This is a genomic window from Streptomyces mirabilis, assembly GCF_039503195.1.
Classification (GTDB): Bacteria; Actinomycetota; Actinomycetes; order Streptomycetales; family Streptomycetaceae; genus Streptomyces; species Streptomyces mirabilis_D.
The window spans coordinates 8956181-8974366 of the sequence record NZ_JBCJKP010000001.1 but is presented as its reverse complement, the minus strand read 5'-3'; the positions used below and the strand labels follow the sequence as shown (position 1 = coordinate 8974366).

Genomic DNA, 18186 nt, shown 5'->3' with positions numbered 1-18186 from the left:
GGCTCACCTCCGGGGGAGCAACAAAGAACGGTGCCATTCAAAGAAAGCGGGAAGGACGGCACGAAGAACACGGAAAGCTGATATTCCACCGCGTACTGTGCCGATTCGGACGAGTTCATGTTCTGGAGCGTCCACGACCACCCGTACGGCCGCAACCGGGCGTACGCCCGCACGCACGGCGCTGTGGAGCGTTGCCGCGGATTCCATGTCGACCGCGATCGCGCCGGTCGCGAGCAGCTCCGACCGCTCGTGACCTCGGACGACGTGATCGGAGCCGGTGAGTGGCCCGGTGTGGACGGTGCGCCCGGGCACGGTGCGCACGAGTTCCTTGACGAGTAGTTCGGTGCCCACGCACGGGGTGCTGCCGCGTGGGTCCCGGGTCTCCTCGGCGACCACCAGGTCACCGGGGTGCATGCCCGGGGCGAGCCCCGCGCAGAAGCCCGTGGCCAGGACGGCGGCCTCGCTCAGCGCCGGGTCGGCCAGGATCCGGGTGACCGAGCGTTCGGCGGCCTTGGGCCCCATGCCGGTGCGCAGCACGGTGACGGGCCCGTCGGCCCCGGTACGGTCGCCGCTGCGCAGGGCGAGGTGCTCGATGCCGAGCGCGCAGGCGATCAGCAGCGGGGCCGGATCGGGCTTTGTGCTCATCAACCCCCCTTGACCTCGGCGAACGACTCGCCGTGGACGAAGCTCGGTTCGCCGTGGACATAGCGGCCGAGCGCGGTGAGCGGGAAGACCTGCCGGTAGAGGTGGTAGTTGATCGAGAAGTCCCACGGGAACCCGGTGCCGGTGAAGTACGGCTCGTCCCAGGAGCCGTCCGCCAGCTGGGTCTCCGCGAGCCAGGCGATCCCGCGTTCCACCGCCTTGGAGCTCCGCTCCCCCGCGGCCAGCAGGGCGAGCAGCGCCCAGCCGGTCTGGGAGGCGGTCGAGGCGCCGCGTCCGCTCCACTCGGCGACCTCGTGGTAGGAGCGCAGGTCCTCGCCCCAGCCGCCGTCGTCGTTCTGGACGGTCTCCAGCCAGGCGACGGCCCGGCGGATCGCCGGATGCGAGGCGGGCAGTCCGGCGGCCACGAGCGCCGGGAGCACCGACCCCGTTCCGTAGACGTAGTTGACGCCCCAGCGCCCGAACCACGAGCCGTCCGGCTCCTGGTGGGCGAGCAGCCACTCGATGCCCCGGCGGGTGCGCGGGTCGTGCGAGAGCCCCTCGACCGCGAGCATCTCCACCACATGGGCGGTGACGTCGGCGGACGGCGGGTCGATGACCTCCCCGAAGTCGCAGAACGGGAGCCGGTTGGGGAAGGCGCTGGTGTTGTCGACGTCGAAGGCGCCCCAGCCGCCGTCCTTGGACTGCATACCGAGGTTCCAGCGCACGCCGCGCCCGATGGCGTGCTCGACGCGCTCCGGGTCGTGGTGGCGGACGCGGCGCAGCGCGAGGGCGACCTCGGCGGTGTCGTCGATGTCGGGGTAGTTGTCGTTGTGGAACTCGAAGGCCCAACCCCCGGGCGGAAGGTGGGGCCGCTTCACCGCCCAGTCCCCGGGCCGCACGATCTCCTCACCGAGCATCCAGTCCGCGGCCTTCACCAGCTGTGGATGGTCGGCGGGCAGGCCCGCGTCGGCGAGCGCGATGGTGGCGAGGCAGGTGTCCCAGACCGGTGACTGACAGGCCTCGATCATCCGGGCGCCGTCCTCGCGCCAGACGGCGAACCGGTCCAGCGACGCCAACCCCTCACGCATCACGGGGTGTCGGAGGTCGTAGCCGAGCAGGTGGAGCGCGATGACCGAGTACACCGCGGGTGGCTGGATGCCGCCCCAACAGCCGTCGTTCTCCTGCCGTTCGATGATCCAGCGCGCCGCCGTGTTCATCGCGGCCCGGCGCAGCCTGCGCGGAACGACCTTGCGGTACTGGTGCAGGGCCTTGTCGAGGCGCTGGAAGACCCCGTCCCAACTCGCAGCGGGGGCGAGCGGTTTGACCGGGTTGGGGTCGCCCGCGTCGGTGTGCAGCTCGTCGAGCGGGAACGGCGCGGGCCGCACCGGGCGCTTCGCCGAGACGATGGTCAGCGGCACGATCGTCTGCCGCGCCCAGCAGCCGAAGTCGTAGATGTTGAGCGGCATCCACTTCGGGAAGTAGATGAGCTCCGGCGGGAGTTCGGGCAGGTCGTCCCACTTCCACCAGCCGAACAGGGCGAGCCAGATCCGGGTGAAGACGCGGGCCGAGGCGATGCCGCCCCGCTCGCGGATCCAGGCGGCCGCCCTCGCCATGTGCGGCTCGTCCGGGGCGTCCCCGGCCAGCCGCAGGGCGACGTACGCCTCGATGGTGGCGGACAGTTCTCCGGGGCCGCCGTAGAAGGTGGCCCAGGTGCCGTCCTCGCGCTGCTCGCCGCGGATGAACAGCCCGGCGGCGCGTGTGGTCGTCTCGTCGCGGATTCCCAGGAACTGACGGAGGAGCAGGTCCTCGGCGTCCATCGTGACGTTCGTCTCGAGGTCGCCCTTCCACCAGCCCTCCGCGTCCTGCCGTGAGAGCAGGAAATCGGTGGCGCGCTGTATGGCGTGCGTGGCGACGTCTCGGGTCTCGACTGCCCCGGCCGCCACGGGAGTCGTCTCTGGGTGGATTTCGCTGGCCGCGGCAGCGCGGGGCGGCAGTGCCCCGGTGCTTCCGTCGGTCGTCGCTGTCATGGCTTCCCCTTCGTGCAGTGGTACGACTCTGCTGGGTCCGCCGTCGGCCGGTGCGTCTGTCTCATGGGGGTCCCACCCTGCTCGAACGGAGTTGAGAGCTTGGGGGAGGCACCGGCCGGCGACTACGCGAGGTTTATTCGACCGATAGTGATCATCTCTTCCGTACGACGACGAAGTCGGCGAGCGCCACGAGCTGGGCCCGCACCTGGTCGGGCATCTCCACGGCGTCCAGGGCTTCGATGGCGATGGTGTGCTGGCGGCGTGCCTCCTGGGCGGTCCACTCGCGGCCGCCCGCCTCCTCGATGAGCGCGGCGCGCACGGCGAACTCCTCCTCGGAGAAGTTCTCGAAGTCGCTGGCCTTGGCGTCCTCGGCGAGCAGTTCGCCGAGCCGCTCGGAGGCGGGCCCGCCCGCGGCGAGGGCCGCCACGACCGGCAGGGACTTCTTGCGTTGGCGCAGATCGCTCCAGGTCTGCTTGCCGGTGGCCTCCGGGTCGCCCCAGATGCCGAGGAGGTCGTCGACGGCCTGGAAGGCCAGGCCGAGGTGGTAGCCGTACTTCTCCAGCGTGTCCGCGGTGCGGTCGTCCGCGCCGCCGAGGACCGCGCCGATGGAGCAGGCGCAGGCGAGCAGGGCGCCCGTCTTGTTGCCCTCCATCTCCAGGCACTCCTCGACGCTGACGCGGTCGCGGTGCTCGTAGGAGATGTCCTGGGCCTGGCCGTCGATGAGGGCGCGGGTGGCGCTGGTCAGCCGGCGGGTGGCGCGGCCGGCCTCGACGGTGCCGAGTTCGAGGAGGATCTCGTTGGCCAGCGCGAACAGGGCGTCGCCGACAAGGATCGCCTGGGCGGGGCCGTGCACCTTCCAGACGGTGTCGCGGTGGCGGCGCTGTTCGTCGCCGTCCATCAGGTCGTCGTGGAGCAGGGAGAAGTTGTGCACGAGCTCGACCGCTACCGCGCCGGGCACGCCCACCTCGGGGGCGGCACCGGCGGCCTGCGCGGACAGCACGGCCAGCGCCGGGCGTACGGCTTTGCCGCCGTCGCCGTCCGCGGGATTGCCCTGGGCGTCGATCCAGCCGAAGTGGTAGGCGGCGACGGTGTCCATGGGCGACGCCAGGCGGTCGACGGCCGCCTTCAGCACCGGTGTGGCCAGGGTCCGGCCGCGCTCCAGGAGCGCGGTCACGTCCACCGCGTCGGCAGCCTTGTCGGCCGGGGGCACAGTGGGCACAGTCTCTCCTCTTGTTGCGGTACCGGGGGTGCGGGGGTCTGCCGCGCGCTCGTCGAGCATCAGGCCGCCTCCTCGAACGCGAGGAGGTGGTCGCGGGGCCGGCCCAGGGCGCCCAGGGCGGCTCGCGCCGCACCGGCGCCGCTGCGGACCGCACTCTCCATGGTCGCGGGCCACCCGGTGGCGGTCCACGCGCCGGCCAGATAGAGGCCGGGGGCTCTGGTGCGAGCGCCGGGTCGCAGCCGCCCGACGCCTGGGGTGGGGGCGAACGTCGCGGTGCGCTCCCTGGTCACGAAGAAGTCCGTCACCTCCGCGCCGCGCGCGGGGGGCAGCAGCCGCTCCAGCTCCGGCAGATAGCGCTCGCGCAGCACGGCGACGGGTTCGTCGATCTCGTCCTGGGCGGCCGACTGCGACAGGGCGAGGTACTGCCCCTGCCGCAGTCCGGACGCGTCGGTACGGTCGAAGACCCACTGCACCGGGGAGCCGAGGGCGGCGAAGAACGGTCGCGCGAGCACCTTCCGGTCGTAGACGACGTGGACGTTGAGGATCGGCGCGGTGCCGATCTCCAGCAGCCGTTCGGGGGCGTCGAGCGCTCCCGCGGGCAGCAGATCGTGGGCCTCGCGCTGGGGTACGGCGAGGACGACGGTGTCGGCGTCGAGCGTCTCGCCGGGAACCTGAACGCTCCAACGCCCGTTCTCGTTAAGGGAGATGGAGGTGACGCGTGTACGGACTTCGGTACGCACGCCCGCGGAGTCGAGCGCCTTGCGGGCCAGGGTGTCGTGCAGTTCGCCCAGCGGGACACGTGCCCAGCCGATGTCGGCCGCACCCGGGTCGGACAGCAGACCGGTCTTGAACACCATCGCGGCGAGCCCGAGCGAGGAGTCGCCGGCCACCGCGTTGAGGGTGGCGACCCCCACCAGGTCCCACAGTGCCTCGACGGCACGCTCCGACTGACCGTGCTCGGCGAGCCATTGGCCGAAGTTCTGGTCGTCGAGGGCGGGATCGTCGAGATCGAGCGCTTTGAGCGCCAGTGCGGCGCGGCCGACCTTGGCGCGCTCTGCGAGAGACAGATGCTGATAGGTCGCCAGGCTGCGCGCGAGATGCAGTGGTACGGGCAGCGCGCTGCGGCCGATTCTGCCGAGCCGCCGCCCGGGTTTCGCCTCGGCGTCGAGAACGGGCACGTCGAGACGATCCTGCAGGGGCGCGAGCGAGGCCCCCTCGATGCGGTCGAGGAACCACCGGTAGGCGGTGCAGCAGCGCAGATACACATGCTGTCCGTTGTCCACGGTGAGTTCGCCGCGCTGGAAGGAGAAGGCGAGCCCGCCGAGCCGCGGCCGGCCTTCGAGCAGGGTGACACGCACCCCGGCGTCGGCCAGTGCGAGCGCGGCGGTGATTCCGGCCAGGCCGCCGCCGACCACTACGGCGGCGCCAGCCCCTTCCGGGCGGCCCGAAGCCCCCGTGGGCTGCGTGTCCTCGCTCATCGTGCACCCTCCCCAGCGGCCGTGCCGCGGTGATTGAACGGTGCACGGCAGGCCATCGCAGTCAGGGACGCCACCCGGCGCCGGAGGGTTGCGTGCCGCTTTTCGCCGGTGGAATCACCTTGGCCCATATTGTCCATCAGGTACGCCTCCTGACGGTACGCCGGGAGACATGCCGGGCGTCCAGACCGGAGAGGCCGCGCACGGCGACGTACGCCTTCTCGCGCCCCGGCAGCGAGACGCGGCCGCGCAGCACGGCCTCCGGCTCGCGCTCGATGCGGTCGAGAAGCCGCCGGTAGATGCCGGCCATGGCCGCGACACAGGCGCCGCTGCGCCGGTCGAGCATGGGCAGCAGCCGGTAGCCCTCGGCGAAAAGGGTGCGGGCCCGTCGCACTTCGAAGTGGACGAGGCCCGCGAAGTCGGAGCCCTCGGGCGGGGTCGGGCCGTTGAATCCGGCCGAGCAGCCGAACTTCGCGAGGTCGTCGGCGGGCAGATAGGTACGCCCGCCCGCGGCGTCCTCCCGTACGTCCCTAAGGATGTTGGTGAGCTGGAGCGCGAGCCCGAGCGTGTCCGCATACTCCGGCGCGCGCTCGGCGCCGCGCGCCCCCGGTTCCGTACCGAACACGCCGAGCGAGAGCCGCCCGATCGCCCCGGCCACGCACCGGCAGTACACCTTCAGGTCGTCCCAGGTCTCGTACGTCTCACCGCGTACGTCCATCAGGACGCCGTCGATGAGTTCGTCGAGGCCGCCCAGCGGCACCGGGAAATACGCGGCGGTGTGGCTGAGGGCGACCGCGACCGGGTCGGTGTCGTCCTCGTCGACCCGGCCCTCGCGGATCCGGGCGAGCAGAGCCCGGGTGTCCTCGAGCCGCGCCGCCTTCACATCCGTTGCCAGCGCGCCGTCGCCGATGTCGTCGACACGCCGTGAGAACGCGTAGAGCGCCGACATCGCACGACGCTTGGGCGTCGGCAGAAGTCTGATGCCATAGGCGAAATTACGAGCCTGCTGACCGGTCACTGCCTCGCAGTAGCTGTAAGCGGCGAGTACCGGTGCGGACACGTGTTGTTCCGACTCCACGGTCCGGATCACCCCTCTCCTCGCAGAGTCACTCCCACCTCGCGCAGCAACTGGAGCTTGCCGGGCTTGGGCGGGCCGGGAAGTACGTCGTATTCGGCGGCGGCGATCGCGCGGATCGCCGCCCTTCCCCCTGCCACGAACCCCGCGAGCAGCAGCTTCAACCTGCCGTGGACGCTACCCACGAGGGGGGTGCCTTCATTCAGGAGGTGGAGCGCGCGTTCTGCTTCGTATGCAACCAGCGCGCGCACCGATGCGCCCGCTGTGGCCGTGGCGAGATCCGCCTCCTGGACATGGAAGCGCTTCATGTCCTCGGCCGGCAGGTAGATGCGGTCGCGGCTGAGGTCCTCGGCGACGTCCTGGAGGTGCTCGACGATCTGCAGCGCCGTGCACACCGAATCCGAGCGGCGGATCCGCTCGGGCGTGGAGGTGCCGGTGACGGACAGCACCAGGCGGCCGACAGGATTGGCGGACAGCTCGCAGTAGGCCACGAGGTCGTCATAGGTCTCGTAGCGCTTGATCAGCTGGTCCTGGCGGTTGGCCGCGATCAGCCCGAGGAAGGGTTCGGGGGTGAGGTCCGTGCGGCGGACCGTGGGCTGCAGGCGGCGCAGCAGCGGGTGGTGCGGCGTCGAGTCGAACACGCGGTGCAGGTCGGCCTCGAAGGCGTCCAGGAGTACGAGACGGTCCTCGGCCTCGTCGGGCGACACGCCGAGCAGCCTGGCGTCCCCGCCGCCCGGGGCGAGATCGCCGTCGCCGATGTCGTCGACGAGGCGGGCGAAGCCGTAGACGGCCATCAGGTCGTCGCGCCAGGCCTGGGGCAGGAAAAAGGGTGCCACGGGGAAGTTCTCGCCCGCGGCCTTGTCGAGCGTTCCGCGCTCTGTCTCACCAGTGCGCGCCGTACCGGCTTGGGTCACCGCTCGCCGCCCGGCGCGGGGACGGCACACGCGTCGCGGAGCTGGAGAGTTTCCGTAGCCATTGCCGTCACATCTCCCGTTCTACACTGCCGACCCAATAGTGCCCTTTTCGGACACGCCGCCCGGGACTCCGCGCGGCGCGCCGGTGCCGGGTGTCGCGCAGTATCGCCCCACTTGCCGCGATTCAGCACCGGTACAGCTTACGTTGTACAACGCAGCAAGGTTCGTCGGGGTGTCCTGCACATCACAACAACACACCGATTGGTGTCAAGATTCCTAAGGCCAGCAGGAGTTGGCGTTTCCTTTGCAGACGCAGGGCCCCGCCGAATCGTTGCGGCGGGGCCCTGCGTACTACGAGCTACTTGCCCGTGAACTTCTCGTACTCCTTGAGGACCTCTTCGGTCGGACCGTCCATCCGCAGCTCACCGCGCTCCAGCCAGAGCACGCGGTCGCAGGTGTCCCGGATCGACTTGTTGTTGTGGCTGACCAGAAACACCGTGCCCGCGCTCTTGCGCAGCTCCCGGATCCGCTCCTCGGAGCGCTTCTGGAAGGAGCGGTCTCCGGTGGCGAGGGCCTCGTCGATCATGAGGACGTCGTGGTCCTTGGCGGCCGCGATGGAGAAGCGCAGCCGCGCCGCCATGCCGGAGGAGTAGGTGCGCATCGGCAGGGTGATGAAGTCGCCCTTCTCGTTGATCCCCGAGAAGTCGACGATCTCCTGGTAGCGCTCCCTGATCTGCTCGCGGGACATGCCCATCGCGAGCCCGCCCAATATGACGTTGCGTTCGCCCGTGAGGTCGTTCATCAGGGCCGCGTTCACGCCGAGCAGCGAGGGCTGGCCGTCGGTGTAGACCTTGCCCTTCTCTGCGGGCAGCAGACCGGCGATGGCACGCAGGAGCGTGGACTTGCCGGATCCGTTGGAGCCGATCAGGCCGATGGCCTCGCCGCGGTAGGCCGTGAAGGAGACGCCCTTGACGGCGTGCACCTTGCGTACGCCCCGCTCCTCGCCGCGCTTGATGATGCGGCTGAGGGCGGCGGTGGCGCTGCCCTTGCCGGTCTTGGCGCCGTTCACGCGGTAGACGATGTGCAGCTCGTCCGCGATCACGGTCGGGATGTGGGATGTCTGCTCAGCCACGGCCGTACCTCTCTTCCGCCTTCCAGAAGTACACGAACCCGCCGGCGGCGACGACCACGGCCCAGAAGGTGGCGATGGCCCACACATGGGGCGGCAGGTGCGAGGCGCCGTAGCCGTCGATGAGGGCGTAGCGCATCAGGTCCATGTAGATGGCGGCCGGGTTCACCTGGAGCGCGCGGATGAACCACTCGGGCCGTCCGACGAGCATGTTGCTGATGGAGAACATGACGCCCGAGGTGTACATCCAGGTGCGCAGGATGAACGGCATCAGCTGGGCGAGGTCCGGCGTCTTGGCGCCCATGCGCGCCACGATCAGCGCGAGGCCGGTGTTGAAGAGGAACTGCAGCACCAGCACCGGGACGATCAGCAGCCAGGACAGACCCGGCGCGCTGCCGAAACCGATCACCACGACGAAGAGCACGATCATCGAGAACAGCAGCTGCTGGAGCTGCTGGAGCGCGAAGGAGATGGGCAGCGAGGCGCGCGGGAAGTGCAGCGCGCGCACCAGCCCCAGGTTGCCCGAGATCGCTCGGACGCCCGCCATGATCGAGCTCTGCGTGAACGTGAAGACGAACACACCGGTCACCAGGAACGGGATGTAGGTGTCGTGCGACATGCCCCGGCTGGCCTTGAGGATCACGCCGAAGATGAAGTAGTACACGGCCGCGTTCAGCAGCGGCGTCGCCACCTGCCACAGCTGGCCGAGTTTGGCCTGGCTGTACTGCGCGGTGAGTTTCGCCTGCGAGAAGGCGAGGATGAAGTGCCGACGCCCCCACAGCTGACGCACGTACTCGACGAGTCCGGGCCGCGCGCCGCTGACCGCGAGCCCGTACTTGGCGGCGATGTCGGCCGCGGAGAGCCCGTCATCGGGGGACGGCCGGTCGCTCACTGCGACAGCTCCGTCATGCGTTGTCTCACTCACAAATGGAAACTTTCGTCTTCATGATGCGCACGGCCTGGTCGGGCAGGGGCTGAGGGCACGGGACACCGGAGTACGGCGAACGTGCTCCCGGGAACGAGCTTGTCAGATGGCGTAGCCGCTTGTCAGATGACAGGAGGACGACCTAGGCGGCTCAGCCGCCACACCGTACGCCACTTCATGGGACGCCGGGGCCCGCAGGGACTGGTCCAGCCCTCCTTGAAACCGCCGAACCACGCCTTCAGGGCTGGTCCCGAGGGGCGACGGGCCAGGGTCAGGAGCATCCAGACCCCGAGGTAGACGGGGACGAGCGGCGCGGGAAGGTTTCGGCGCGCGAGCCAGACACGGTTGCGGGCCACCATGCGGTGGTACACCGCGTGCCGCGAAGGGGCGGTCGTGGGGTGGTACAGGACCATGTCGGACCGGTAGTCGATCATCCAGCCCGCGTCGAGGGCCCGCCATGCCAGGTCGGTTTCCTCGTGGGCGTAGAAGAACTCGTCCGGTAGTCCGCCGACCTCGGCGAAGACCTTCGTACGGACCGCGTTGGCGCCACCGAGGAAGGTGGTGACGCGCGAGGAGCGCATCGGGTCGGAGGCGCGCAGCCGCGGTACGTGGCGGCGCTGGGTCTCCTTGGTCTCGGGATCCGCGATCCGGAAGCTGATGATGCCCAGCTCGGGGTCGGCGGCGAAGGCCCGGCGGCACAGCTCGGCGGTGTCGTGGGTGGCGAGGAGGCCGTCGTCGTCGAGGAAGAGCAGGATGTCGACGTCCGTGCCACCGGGGCCGAACGCCTCGATGCCCACGTTGCGGCCGCCGGGAATGCCGAGGTTCTCGGGCAGCTCTACGGTGCGTACGCCGTCGGGGACGTCCGGGACGGGCGAGCCGTTGCCGACCACGACCACCTCGACCCGGTCGCCGTCCTGCTTGGCGACGGAGTCCAGCAGGGCTCGGAGCTCGTCGGGGCGGTTGCCCATGGTGATGACGACCGCGCCGACCTTCATCGCCGTACTCACTTCAGCCTGCTGGAGACGAGGATGGACACGAGGTGCAGCACGGTCTGGAGGAGGGCGATGCCGGCCAGGACCGCGACGCCGAGGCGGGTGAAGAACAGGTCTCCGCGCACCGAGTCCACGATGGCCAGCACCAGGATCAGCAGGGACGCCTCGATGCCGAGCACCAGCCGGTGGAACTTCAGCGCGGCGGCGGCCCTGCGGGCCAGTGCCATGCCGGACGAGCGCGGCTCGGACGCCGACTCCTTGACCGGCGGCAGGCCGCCCTGGTGGCGGGCGACGCCGACGAGGTCGGTCTCGGCCTTGATCAGGATCGCGCCGAGGGCCGCCAGGGTGCCGAGGAAGGCCCAGAGCCAGTCGATCCGCCCGGACCCCCAGGGATCGGCGGCGCGCAGGCCGAAGCCCACGAGCACCGCGGCGTCGGTCAGATAGGCACCGACCCGGTCCAGGTAGACCCCGCCGAGCGAGAACTGCTTCTTCCAGCGCGCTATCTCACCGTCGACACAGTCGAGCAGCAGGTAGAGCTGGACCATGAGCACGCCGAGCACGGCGCCCGGGATCCCCGGCACCAGCAGGGCCGGGGCGGCGAGCACGCCGAAGACAGTCATCAGGTACGTGAGCTGGTTGGGCGTGATCCTGGTGTTCACCAGGTAGCGGTCGCAGCGCAGCGAGATCTCTCGCATGTACAGGCGTCCCGCCCAATGCTCACCGCTGCGCCGGTCCTTCACCCCTGCGGGATGAACGACGGGGCGGAGCTCAGCTACTGATGGCCTTGGCATAGTCGGAGTAGATGTCCTTGATCTGGTTGGGTTTCAGGTCGAGGTGTTCGAGGATCGTGTAGCGGCCCGGCCGGGTCTGCGGAGCGAACTCCACGACCTGCACGAACTCGTCCACGGTGAACCCGATCTCCTCGGGCAGTACCGGCAGCCCGTGCCGGCGCAGCACCTCGGCCGTGTACGCCGACTCCTCGTGCGCCCCCCGCAGGTACATCGCGAAGGCCGCGCCCAGGCCGCACTGCTCGCCGTGGCTCGCCGCGCGCTTGGGGAAGAGGAGGTCGAAGGCGTGGTTGATCTCGTGGCAGGAGCCCGAGGCGGGCCGTGAGTCGCCCGAGATCGACATCGCGACGCCGGTGAGGACCAGCGCCTCGGCCAACACCTGGAGGAAGTCGTTGTCCCCGATGCCGCCCGGGTGCCGCAGCACCGCCTCGCCGGCCTGACGGGCCATCGCGGAGGCGAGGCCGTCGATCTTCTCGCCGTTGACGCGGTGGGAGAGTTCCCAGTCCGCGATCGAGTTGATGTTGGAGATCGCGTCGCCGATGCCGGCTCGCACGAAGCGCGCCGGTGCCTCGCGGATCACATCGAGGTCGATGACGACCGCGATCGGGTTCGGCACACCGTAGGAGCCGCGGCCCGCGTCGTTGTCGAGGGTCGCGACGGGCGAGCACAGGCCGTCGTGCGCGAGGTTGGTGGGCACGGCGACCAGCGGGAGACCGACGCGCGCCGCGGCGAACTTCGCACAGTCGATGATCTTGCCGCCGCCCAGGCCCACGACCGCGTCGTAGTGGCCGGCCTTGATGGCACCGGCCAGCCGGATCGCGTCGTCGAGGGCGCCGCCGCCGACCTCGTACCAGGTGGCGCCGGGCAGGGCCGGGGCGATCCGCTCGCGCAGCTTCGCGCCGGAGCCGTTGCTCACGGCGACGGCCAGCTTGCCGGAGTGCGAGATCCGCTGGTCGGAGAGCACGCTCGCCAGGTCGTCCAGGGCACCCGGGCGGATGTCGACGACGACCGGGGAGGGGATGAGCCTTGTCAGTACTGGCACGCGATCTCCCGTCCCTTGGCGAGGTCGTCGTGGTTGTCGATCTCGACCCACTTGACGTCACCGATCGGCGCCACGTCGATCGTGAAGCCGCGGTTGACCAGCTCCTGGTAGCCGTGCTCGTAGAACTGCTGCGGGTCCGTCTCCCACACCGTCTTCAGGGCGTCGGCCAGGTCGGCCGCGGCGTCGCCCTCGATGAGGGTGACGCCGATGTACTCGCCGGTGGCCTCGGCGGGCTCCATCAGCTTGGTGATCTTCCGGACGCCCTTGTCGGGGTCCACGACGACCTTCATCTCCTCGTCGGCGAGCTTCTTCACCGTGTCGAGGGCGAGGATGATCCGCTTGCCGTCGCCGCGGGCGGCCAGCAGCGTCTTCTCGACGGAGACCGGGTGCACGGTGTCGCCGTTGGCGAGGATCACACCGTCCTTGAGGGCGTCACGGCCACACCACAGGGAGTAGGCGTTGTTCCACTCCTCGGCCTTGTCGTTGTCGATGAGGGTGATCTTGAGGCCGTACTTGGCCTCCAGGGCGTCCTTGCGGTCGTACACGGCTTCCTTGCGGTAGCCGACGATGATCCCGACCTCGGTCAGACCGATCTCGGCGAAGTTGCCGAGGGTCAGGTCCAGGACCGTGATGCTGTCCTCCATGCCCTCGGGTCCCACCGGTACGAGAGCCTTTGGGAGGCTGTCGGTGTAGGGACGCAGACGCCGTCCGGCGCCGGCCGCCAGCACGAGGCCGATCATGCGGGTTCTCCTTCATCGTGTACGGCGGGGGCCCCGGAGGACACCCAGAAGCGGATGCTCTCCACGAGCACCAGCAGCGCCACGGCCACGGCGAGCGCCGTGAGCGCGACCTTGAACTGTGCGGCGGTGAGCAGCGCGGCCAGGACGGTGACCAGCAGCGTCCTGCCTTCGTGCCCGCCGATGGCCCGCACCAGCCAGTGCGGGGGGCTCCGGCGTTGCCGCGGATGCGGTACACCGTGTCGTAGTGATGGTAGGCGACGGCGGCCACCAGGCCGAAAGCCGCGGGTAGCACTCCGTTCACATCGGCTTTGGCCGCCAGGACCAGAACGGTGAGGTATTCGGCGGCGCGGAAGAAGGGGGGCACCAGCCAGTCGAGGGCGCCCTTGAGGGGGCGGACGACGGCGAGGGCGGACAGGAGCACGTAGCCGACGGCGCACAGGACGGTCTGCCAGCCCGCGCCCCAGAGCAGGGCCGAGGTCACCACGAGGACGCCGCCGACGGCGGCACTGACGGGCGCCGCGACACGGACCGTGCCGCGTGCGAGGCGCGCCAGCAGTTCGACGAGCGGTCCGCTGTCCGCGAGATCCGCCAGCGCCTGCGCCGCCCGGTCCGTGCGCCGGGCCTTGCGGGTGAGCGAGCGCAGTACGCGGCCCGCCGTGGTGTACGTCGCGGCGAACGCGCAGCCGACGAGCAGCACGTAGAAGGTGATGCGGGGGGTCGTCAGCGCCGTGAGGACGGCGATCATCGCCCATCGTTCGCCGATGGGCAGGACTATCATCCGGCGCACCCAGACCGTCCAGCCGACGCTGTCGAGCTTGTCCGAGAGTGCGGCGGTGGGGCTGGTGTTGGCGGTGGCGTCGTGGTTCGCCTCGTTGAAGGAGAAGTCCACGACGTGCCGACAGGTCTGGAGGATCATCGCGCCGAGCGCAAGGGCCCATACGTCGTCGCCCCCGCGGGCGGCTCCGAGGGCGAGGCCCGCGTAGTAGGCGTACTCCTTGGCGCGGTCGAAGGTCGCGTCCAGCCAGGCGCCGAGCGTCGAGTACTGGAGCGAGTAGCGGGCGAGTTGCCCGTCCGTGCAGTCCAGGACGAAGGAGAACAGGAGCAGCAGCCCGGCCGCGACGAATCCGGCGCGGGTGCCGGTGGCGGCGCAGCCCGCGGCGATCAGCGCGGTGAGCAGGGAGGCGGTGGTGACCTGGTTCGGGGTCAGGCCGCGACGGGCGCACCAGCGGGCGATGTAGCGCGAGTACGGGCTGATGCAGTACGTGGTGAAGAAGCCGTCGCGGGCCTTGACGGCGCTGCGCAGGCGTACGGCCTCGTCGTCCACGGCGGACACGGCCTGCCGGGCCTCGTTGCGCTCCTGCGGGTCGGCGGGGACCGCGGCGACGAGCGTGCCGAGTTCGGGGCGGAACACGGCGACGCCGTCCGCGTCGAGGGCCGCGGTGAGCCGCTCGGCGAGGTTGTCGGTGGCGACGGCGAGGCCGCCGGAGGCAGAGCTCTCACGGGCCACGGCACGGGTCAGCGCCCGGCGGGCCTCGGGCTGTACCGATACGGCGCCGGGCAGTGCGGAGGCCGCGAACCGTGGGTCCGTGAGGCCGAGGCGCAGTGCGTGCAGGTGCCCCACGAAGCGGGCGTCGACGACGGCGACCCGATGGTCCGCCGGTACGGCGGCCAGCAGTGTCTCGGCGTCACCGGCTTCGCCGGCGAGCCGCACGTCGAAGCCGAGCGACCGCAGATCGCTCTCGAGCGACGATCCGGGGACCGGCTGGCCGGTGAGGATGGCGGTCGACAGCGAACTCACTCCCTGGGTGCCGACGCGGCCTTGCGCCGGGCGTGTACGTGGTGGGAAGGCCCCGGCCCCAGGCCCGAGGGGGCTCAGGCCGCTGGGCGGCATGTCGGCAGAGGCTATCGGATGATGAGAAGCAGGCGTTCATCGCCCGTTCACTGCGCGATCAACCACATCTGCGTACCGCCTCCGCCGCGATCATCATCGGTGATCCGGGGGCCGTGTCACAAACCCGCACTCGCGGAACGCATTATTCGCGTCATTGATCACGAATCCCTCCGGACCGTTCCGTAGAGGGGCAGGAGGGTCGGATCGGTGGCCGGGACCGGAGCCACCGGCGGCGGACGACATAGGGTGGTCGTCCATGACATGGCTGATCACAGGCGGGGCCGGATACATCGGGGCACACGTGGCGCGCGCGATGGCGGAGGCCGGGGAGCGCGTCGTCGCCCTCGACGACCTCTCGGCCGGGGTTCCGAACCGGCTTCCGGAGAGCATTCCTCTGGTGCAGGGCTCGTCGCTGGACGGGGACCTGCTCAAGCGGGTCCTCGCGGAGCACGCGGTCACGGGTGTGGTGCATCTCGCCGCGCGCAAGCAGGTCGGCGAGTCCGTGGCCCAGCCGACGCGTTACTACCAGGAGAACGTGGGCGGGCTCGCGACGCTCCTGGAGGCGGTCGCCGGGGCCGGCGTCGAGCGCTTCGTCTTCTCCTCGTCCGCCGCCGTCTACGGCAACCCGGATGAGGACCTCATCACGGAGGACACCCCCTGCGCGCCGATGAGCCCGTACGGCGAGACGAAGCTCGCCGGGGAGTGGCTGGTCCGCGCGGCGGGCCGGGCCCACGGCATCGCGACCGTGTGCCTGCGCTACTTCAACGTGGCGGGTGCGGCCACGCCCGAGCTGGCCGACACCGGCGTGTTCAACGTGATCCCGATGGTCTTCGACCGCCTCACCCGCGACGAGGCCCCGCGGATCTTCGGCGACGACTACCCGACGCCGGACGGCACCTGCGTCCGCGACTACATCCACGTCGCCGACCTCGCCGAGGCGCACCTCGCGGCGGCCCGGCGGCTGGCCGACGGCGCGACGGGGGACCTCACGGCGAACATCGGCCGCGGCGAAGGGGTCTCGGTACGTGAACTGCTCACGCTGATCGGCGAGGTCAGCGGGGACACCCGGCGACCGGTCGTCGAGCCGCGCCGGCCCGGGACGCGCCGCGCGCGGTCGCCTCGGCCGACCTGGCCGCGCGGGAACTCGACTGGAGTGCGCGGCGCGGGGTCCGGGAGATGGTGGAGTCGGCGTGGCAGGGGTGGGTGCTGCATCACCCCGGGGCACTGGATCAACGATCTTGACCATGCTCTGACCTGCGGATCGTTTCCGCAGGTCAGAGCATATGACAACGGTGTTCAGTGCCGCGTTGCCCGATACCCCCCACCCGTAGTTCACTGTGATCCCGGGCAGAGCACAGGAGGCGGCTTCCATGGGGGCTGGACACGATCACGGGCACGCCCACGGCGCGCCCACCACCGGCACGGCCGCAGCCGCGTACCGCGGGAGGCTGCGGGTCGCGCTGTCGATCACGCTCACCGTGATGGTGGTCGAGTTCGTCGGCGGACTCATGGCCGATTCCCTCGCGCTCGTCGCCGACGCGGCGCACATGGCGACGGACGCGGTGGGGCTGGGCATGGCGCTCCTCGCGATCCACTTCGCCAACCGGCCGCCCAGCGGCAACCGCACGTTCGGCTACGCGCGGGCCGAGATCCTCGCCGCGCTCGCCAACTGTCTGCTGCTGCTCGGTGTCGGCGGCTACGTCCTGTACGAGGCGATCCACCGCTTCGTGACACCCGCGGACACCGAGGGCGGTCTGACCATCGTCTTCGGTCTGATCGGTCTGGTCGCGAACACGATCTCGCTCACGCTGCTGCTGCGCGGCCAGAAGGACAGCCTGAACGTGCGCGGCGCCTTCCTGGAGGTCGTCGCGGACGCACTGGGTTCGGTGGCGGTGATCATCTCCGCCGTGGTGATCATGTCCACCGGCTGGCAGGCGGCCGACCCGATCGCCTCGATCCTCATCAGCATCATGATCGTCCCGCGCACCTGGAAGCTGCTCCACGAGACGCTCGACGTGCTCCTGGAGGCCGCGCCCAAGAACGTCGACATGGCGGAGGTGCGCGCCCACATCCTGGCCCTGCCCGGCGTCGAGGACGTGCACGACCTGCACGCCTGGACCATCACGTCGGGCATGCCGGTCCTCTCCGCCCACGTGGTCGTCAGCTCCGACGTCCTGAACGCCATCGGCCACGAGAAGATGCTCCACGAGCTCCAGGGCTGTCTGGGCCACCACTTCGACGTGGAGCACTGCACCTTCCAACTGGAACCGAGCGGGCACGCGGAGCACGAGGCGAAGCTCTGCCACTGAGAGGCTCCATCGGGACGCTCTTGATCCAGCGGGCTCTCAAGAGGCACCTGATCCAGCGGGCTCTTAATTCGCGGGTGCGGTCGGCGCCTGCGGTGCTAGCGTGGCCGCGGATTCGAGGAAGAGGTGGGTTGATGACTGTCGCGTTCGGTGCCGCTGCGCGCGGCGACAGGTGCGTCCCCATCCTCCGGGTCCACGGCTGACCCACGCCGAGCGGCGTGCGCGGCGGCCCGGGCCCCCGCAACCAAAGGTTTCCCACGTTGTCCGAGCATCACGACTCGTCCGACCGCGACGCCCGCCACCAGGCCTTCTTCACCCTGCGCCACCGACTGCCCCGGCAGGGCCCCGGCTCCGACGCCACCACCCGTCACCTCCTCTCCCTCGCGGGCCCGCTGCCCGCCCGTCCCCGCGTCCTCGACCTGGGCTGCGGCCCCGGCCGCTCGGCGCTGCTCCTGGCCGCCGAGGCCGCGGCCGAGGTGACGGCCGTCGACCTGCACGAACCGTTCCTCGACGAACTGCGGACGGCCGCCGAGGCCCGAGGGCTCACCGCCTCGATCGACACCGTCAACGGGGACATGGGAGATCTCACCCACCCCGACGGCTCGTTCGACCTGGTCTGGGCCGAGGGCTCGGCCTATCTGATCGGTTTCGACACCGCCCTGCGCCACTGGCGGCGACTGCTCGCCCCCGGCGGCACGCTGGTCCTCACCCACTGTGTGTGGACCACCGACACGCCGTCCGACCAGGCTCGCGCGTTCTGGGAGGACGACTCGCTGCGCACGACCGACCAGGACACCCGGGTCGCGCGCGACGCCGGGTACTCCGTACTGGGGGTGTACCTCCAGCCGGAGTCCGACTGGGACGAGTACTACGACGCCCTCGGCGTCCACGCCGACGTGGCCGATGTCTCCAGGCCCGGCATGGCCGAGGCGGTGGCGGGCGCCCGGGCGGAGATCGCCATGCGCCGCGAGCACGGGAGCGAGTACGGCTACGTGGGCTATGTCCTGCGTCCGGTCACCGT

Annotated in this window: 14 protein-coding genes and 3 pseudogenes; 3 read left to right on the top strand and 14 right to left on the bottom strand. The window is 70.4% G+C overall.

The window, feature by feature from the left end; genetic code table 11:
• Positions 1-3: 3 nt before the first annotated feature.
• The 14 genes and pseudogenes from AAFF41_RS40700 to AAFF41_RS40640 form a co-directional block, all read right to left on the bottom strand.
• Complete coding sequence (locus tag AAFF41_RS40700; protein WP_319752069.1) at positions 4-645, bottom strand: phosphorylase family protein; 642 nt, start codon at positions 643-645, stop codon at positions 4-6.
• On the bottom strand, positions 645-2669 hold the full coding sequence (gene shc, locus AAFF41_RS40695) for a squalene--hopene cyclase (protein ID WP_343325610.1): 2025 nt from the start codon (positions 2667-2669) through the stop codon (positions 645-647). Before shc ends, AAFF41_RS40700 begins: the two co-directional genes overlap by 1 nt.
• Positions 2670-2820: 151 nt before the next feature.
• Entirely contained in the window at positions 2821-3948 is a 1128-nt protein-coding gene (locus tag AAFF41_RS40690; protein ID WP_079064752.1) for a polyprenyl synthetase family protein, read from the bottom strand.
• Positions 3948-5366 carry a hydroxysqualene dehydroxylase HpnE gene (gene hpnE, locus AAFF41_RS40685; protein WP_319752064.1) on the bottom strand — a complete coding sequence of 473 codons (1419 nt, stop codon included), beginning with the start codon at positions 5364-5366 and terminating at the stop codon, positions 3948-3950. The genes AAFF41_RS40690 and hpnE overlap by 1 nt, the downstream gene beginning before the upstream one ends.
• A complete protein-coding gene (locus AAFF41_RS51850; RefSeq protein WP_351519792.1) occupies positions 5363-5494 on the bottom strand; it encodes a DUF6380 family protein in 132 nt (43 codons plus the stop codon). The genes hpnE and AAFF41_RS51850 overlap by 4 nt, the downstream gene beginning before the upstream one ends.
• A gap of 8 nt (positions 5495-5502) precedes the next feature.
• Positions 5503-6453 carry a presqualene diphosphate synthase HpnD gene (gene hpnD, locus AAFF41_RS40680; RefSeq protein ID WP_054232732.1) on the bottom strand — a complete coding sequence of 317 codons (951 nt, stop codon included), beginning with the start codon at positions 6451-6453 and terminating at the stop codon, positions 5503-5505.
• Complete coding sequence (hpnC, locus tag AAFF41_RS40675; protein WP_343325609.1) at positions 6450-7352, bottom strand: squalene synthase HpnC; 903 nt, start codon at positions 7350-7352, stop codon at positions 6450-6452. The genes hpnD and hpnC overlap by 4 nt, the downstream gene beginning before the upstream one ends.
• 358 nt (positions 7353-7710) lie before the next feature.
• Positions 7711-8571, bottom strand: a complete 861-nt coding sequence (locus AAFF41_RS40670) for an ABC transporter ATP-binding protein (protein ID WP_388413961.1) — start codon at positions 8569-8571, stop codon at positions 7711-7713.
• Complete coding sequence (locus tag AAFF41_RS40665) at positions 8477-9406, bottom strand: ABC transporter permease (protein ID WP_319752062.1); 930 nt, start codon at positions 9404-9406, stop codon at positions 8477-8479. The genes AAFF41_RS40670 and AAFF41_RS40665 overlap by 95 nt, the downstream gene beginning before the upstream one ends.
• Before the next feature lie 122 nt (positions 9407-9528).
• On the bottom strand, positions 9529-10401 hold the full coding sequence (locus tag AAFF41_RS40660) for a glycosyltransferase family 2 protein (protein ID WP_415925976.1): 873 nt from the start codon (positions 10399-10401) through the stop codon (positions 9529-9531).
• Positions 10402-10409: 8 nt separating this feature from the next.
• Positions 10410-11189, bottom strand: a complete 780-nt coding sequence (locus tag AAFF41_RS40655; RefSeq protein WP_319752060.1) for a CDP-alcohol phosphatidyltransferase family protein — start codon at positions 11187-11189, stop codon at positions 10410-10412.
• Positions 11167-12228 carry an iron-containing alcohol dehydrogenase family protein gene (locus tag AAFF41_RS40650; RefSeq protein ID WP_319752059.1) on the bottom strand — a complete coding sequence of 354 codons (1062 nt, stop codon included), beginning with the start codon at positions 12226-12228 and terminating at the stop codon, positions 11167-11169. The genes AAFF41_RS40655 and AAFF41_RS40650 overlap by 23 nt, the downstream gene beginning before the upstream one ends.
• Entirely contained in the window at positions 12216-12968 is a 753-nt protein-coding gene (locus tag AAFF41_RS40645) for a phosphocholine cytidylyltransferase family protein (RefSeq protein WP_054232739.1), read from the bottom strand. Before AAFF41_RS40645 ends, AAFF41_RS40650 begins: the two co-directional genes overlap by 13 nt.
• Positions 12965-14757, bottom strand: a pseudogene (locus AAFF41_RS40640) (DUF5941 domain-containing protein). The gene AAFF41_RS40645 and the pseudogene AAFF41_RS40640 overlap by 4 nt, the downstream one beginning before the upstream one ends.
• 358 nt (positions 14758-15115) lie before the next feature.
• On the opposite strand from AAFF41_RS40640, the pseudogene galE reads away from it, so the two are divergent.
• The 3 genes and pseudogenes from galE to AAFF41_RS40625 form a co-directional block, all read left to right on the top strand.
• Positions 15116-16101 (top strand): annotated as a pseudogene (gene galE, locus AAFF41_RS40635) (UDP-glucose 4-epimerase GalE).
• Positions 16102-16229: 128 nt separating this feature from the next.
• The gene (locus tag AAFF41_RS40630; RefSeq protein WP_319752057.1) at positions 16230-17168 is read left to right on the top strand and encodes a cation diffusion facilitator family transporter; all 939 of its coding nucleotides are present in this window, start codon (positions 16230-16232) and stop codon (positions 17166-17168) included.
• Positions 17169-17425: 257 nt separating this feature from the next.
• Positions 17426-18178, top strand: a pseudogene (locus tag AAFF41_RS40625) (class I SAM-dependent methyltransferase); the annotation flags it as partial.
• Positions 18179-18186 lie beyond the last annotated feature (8 nt).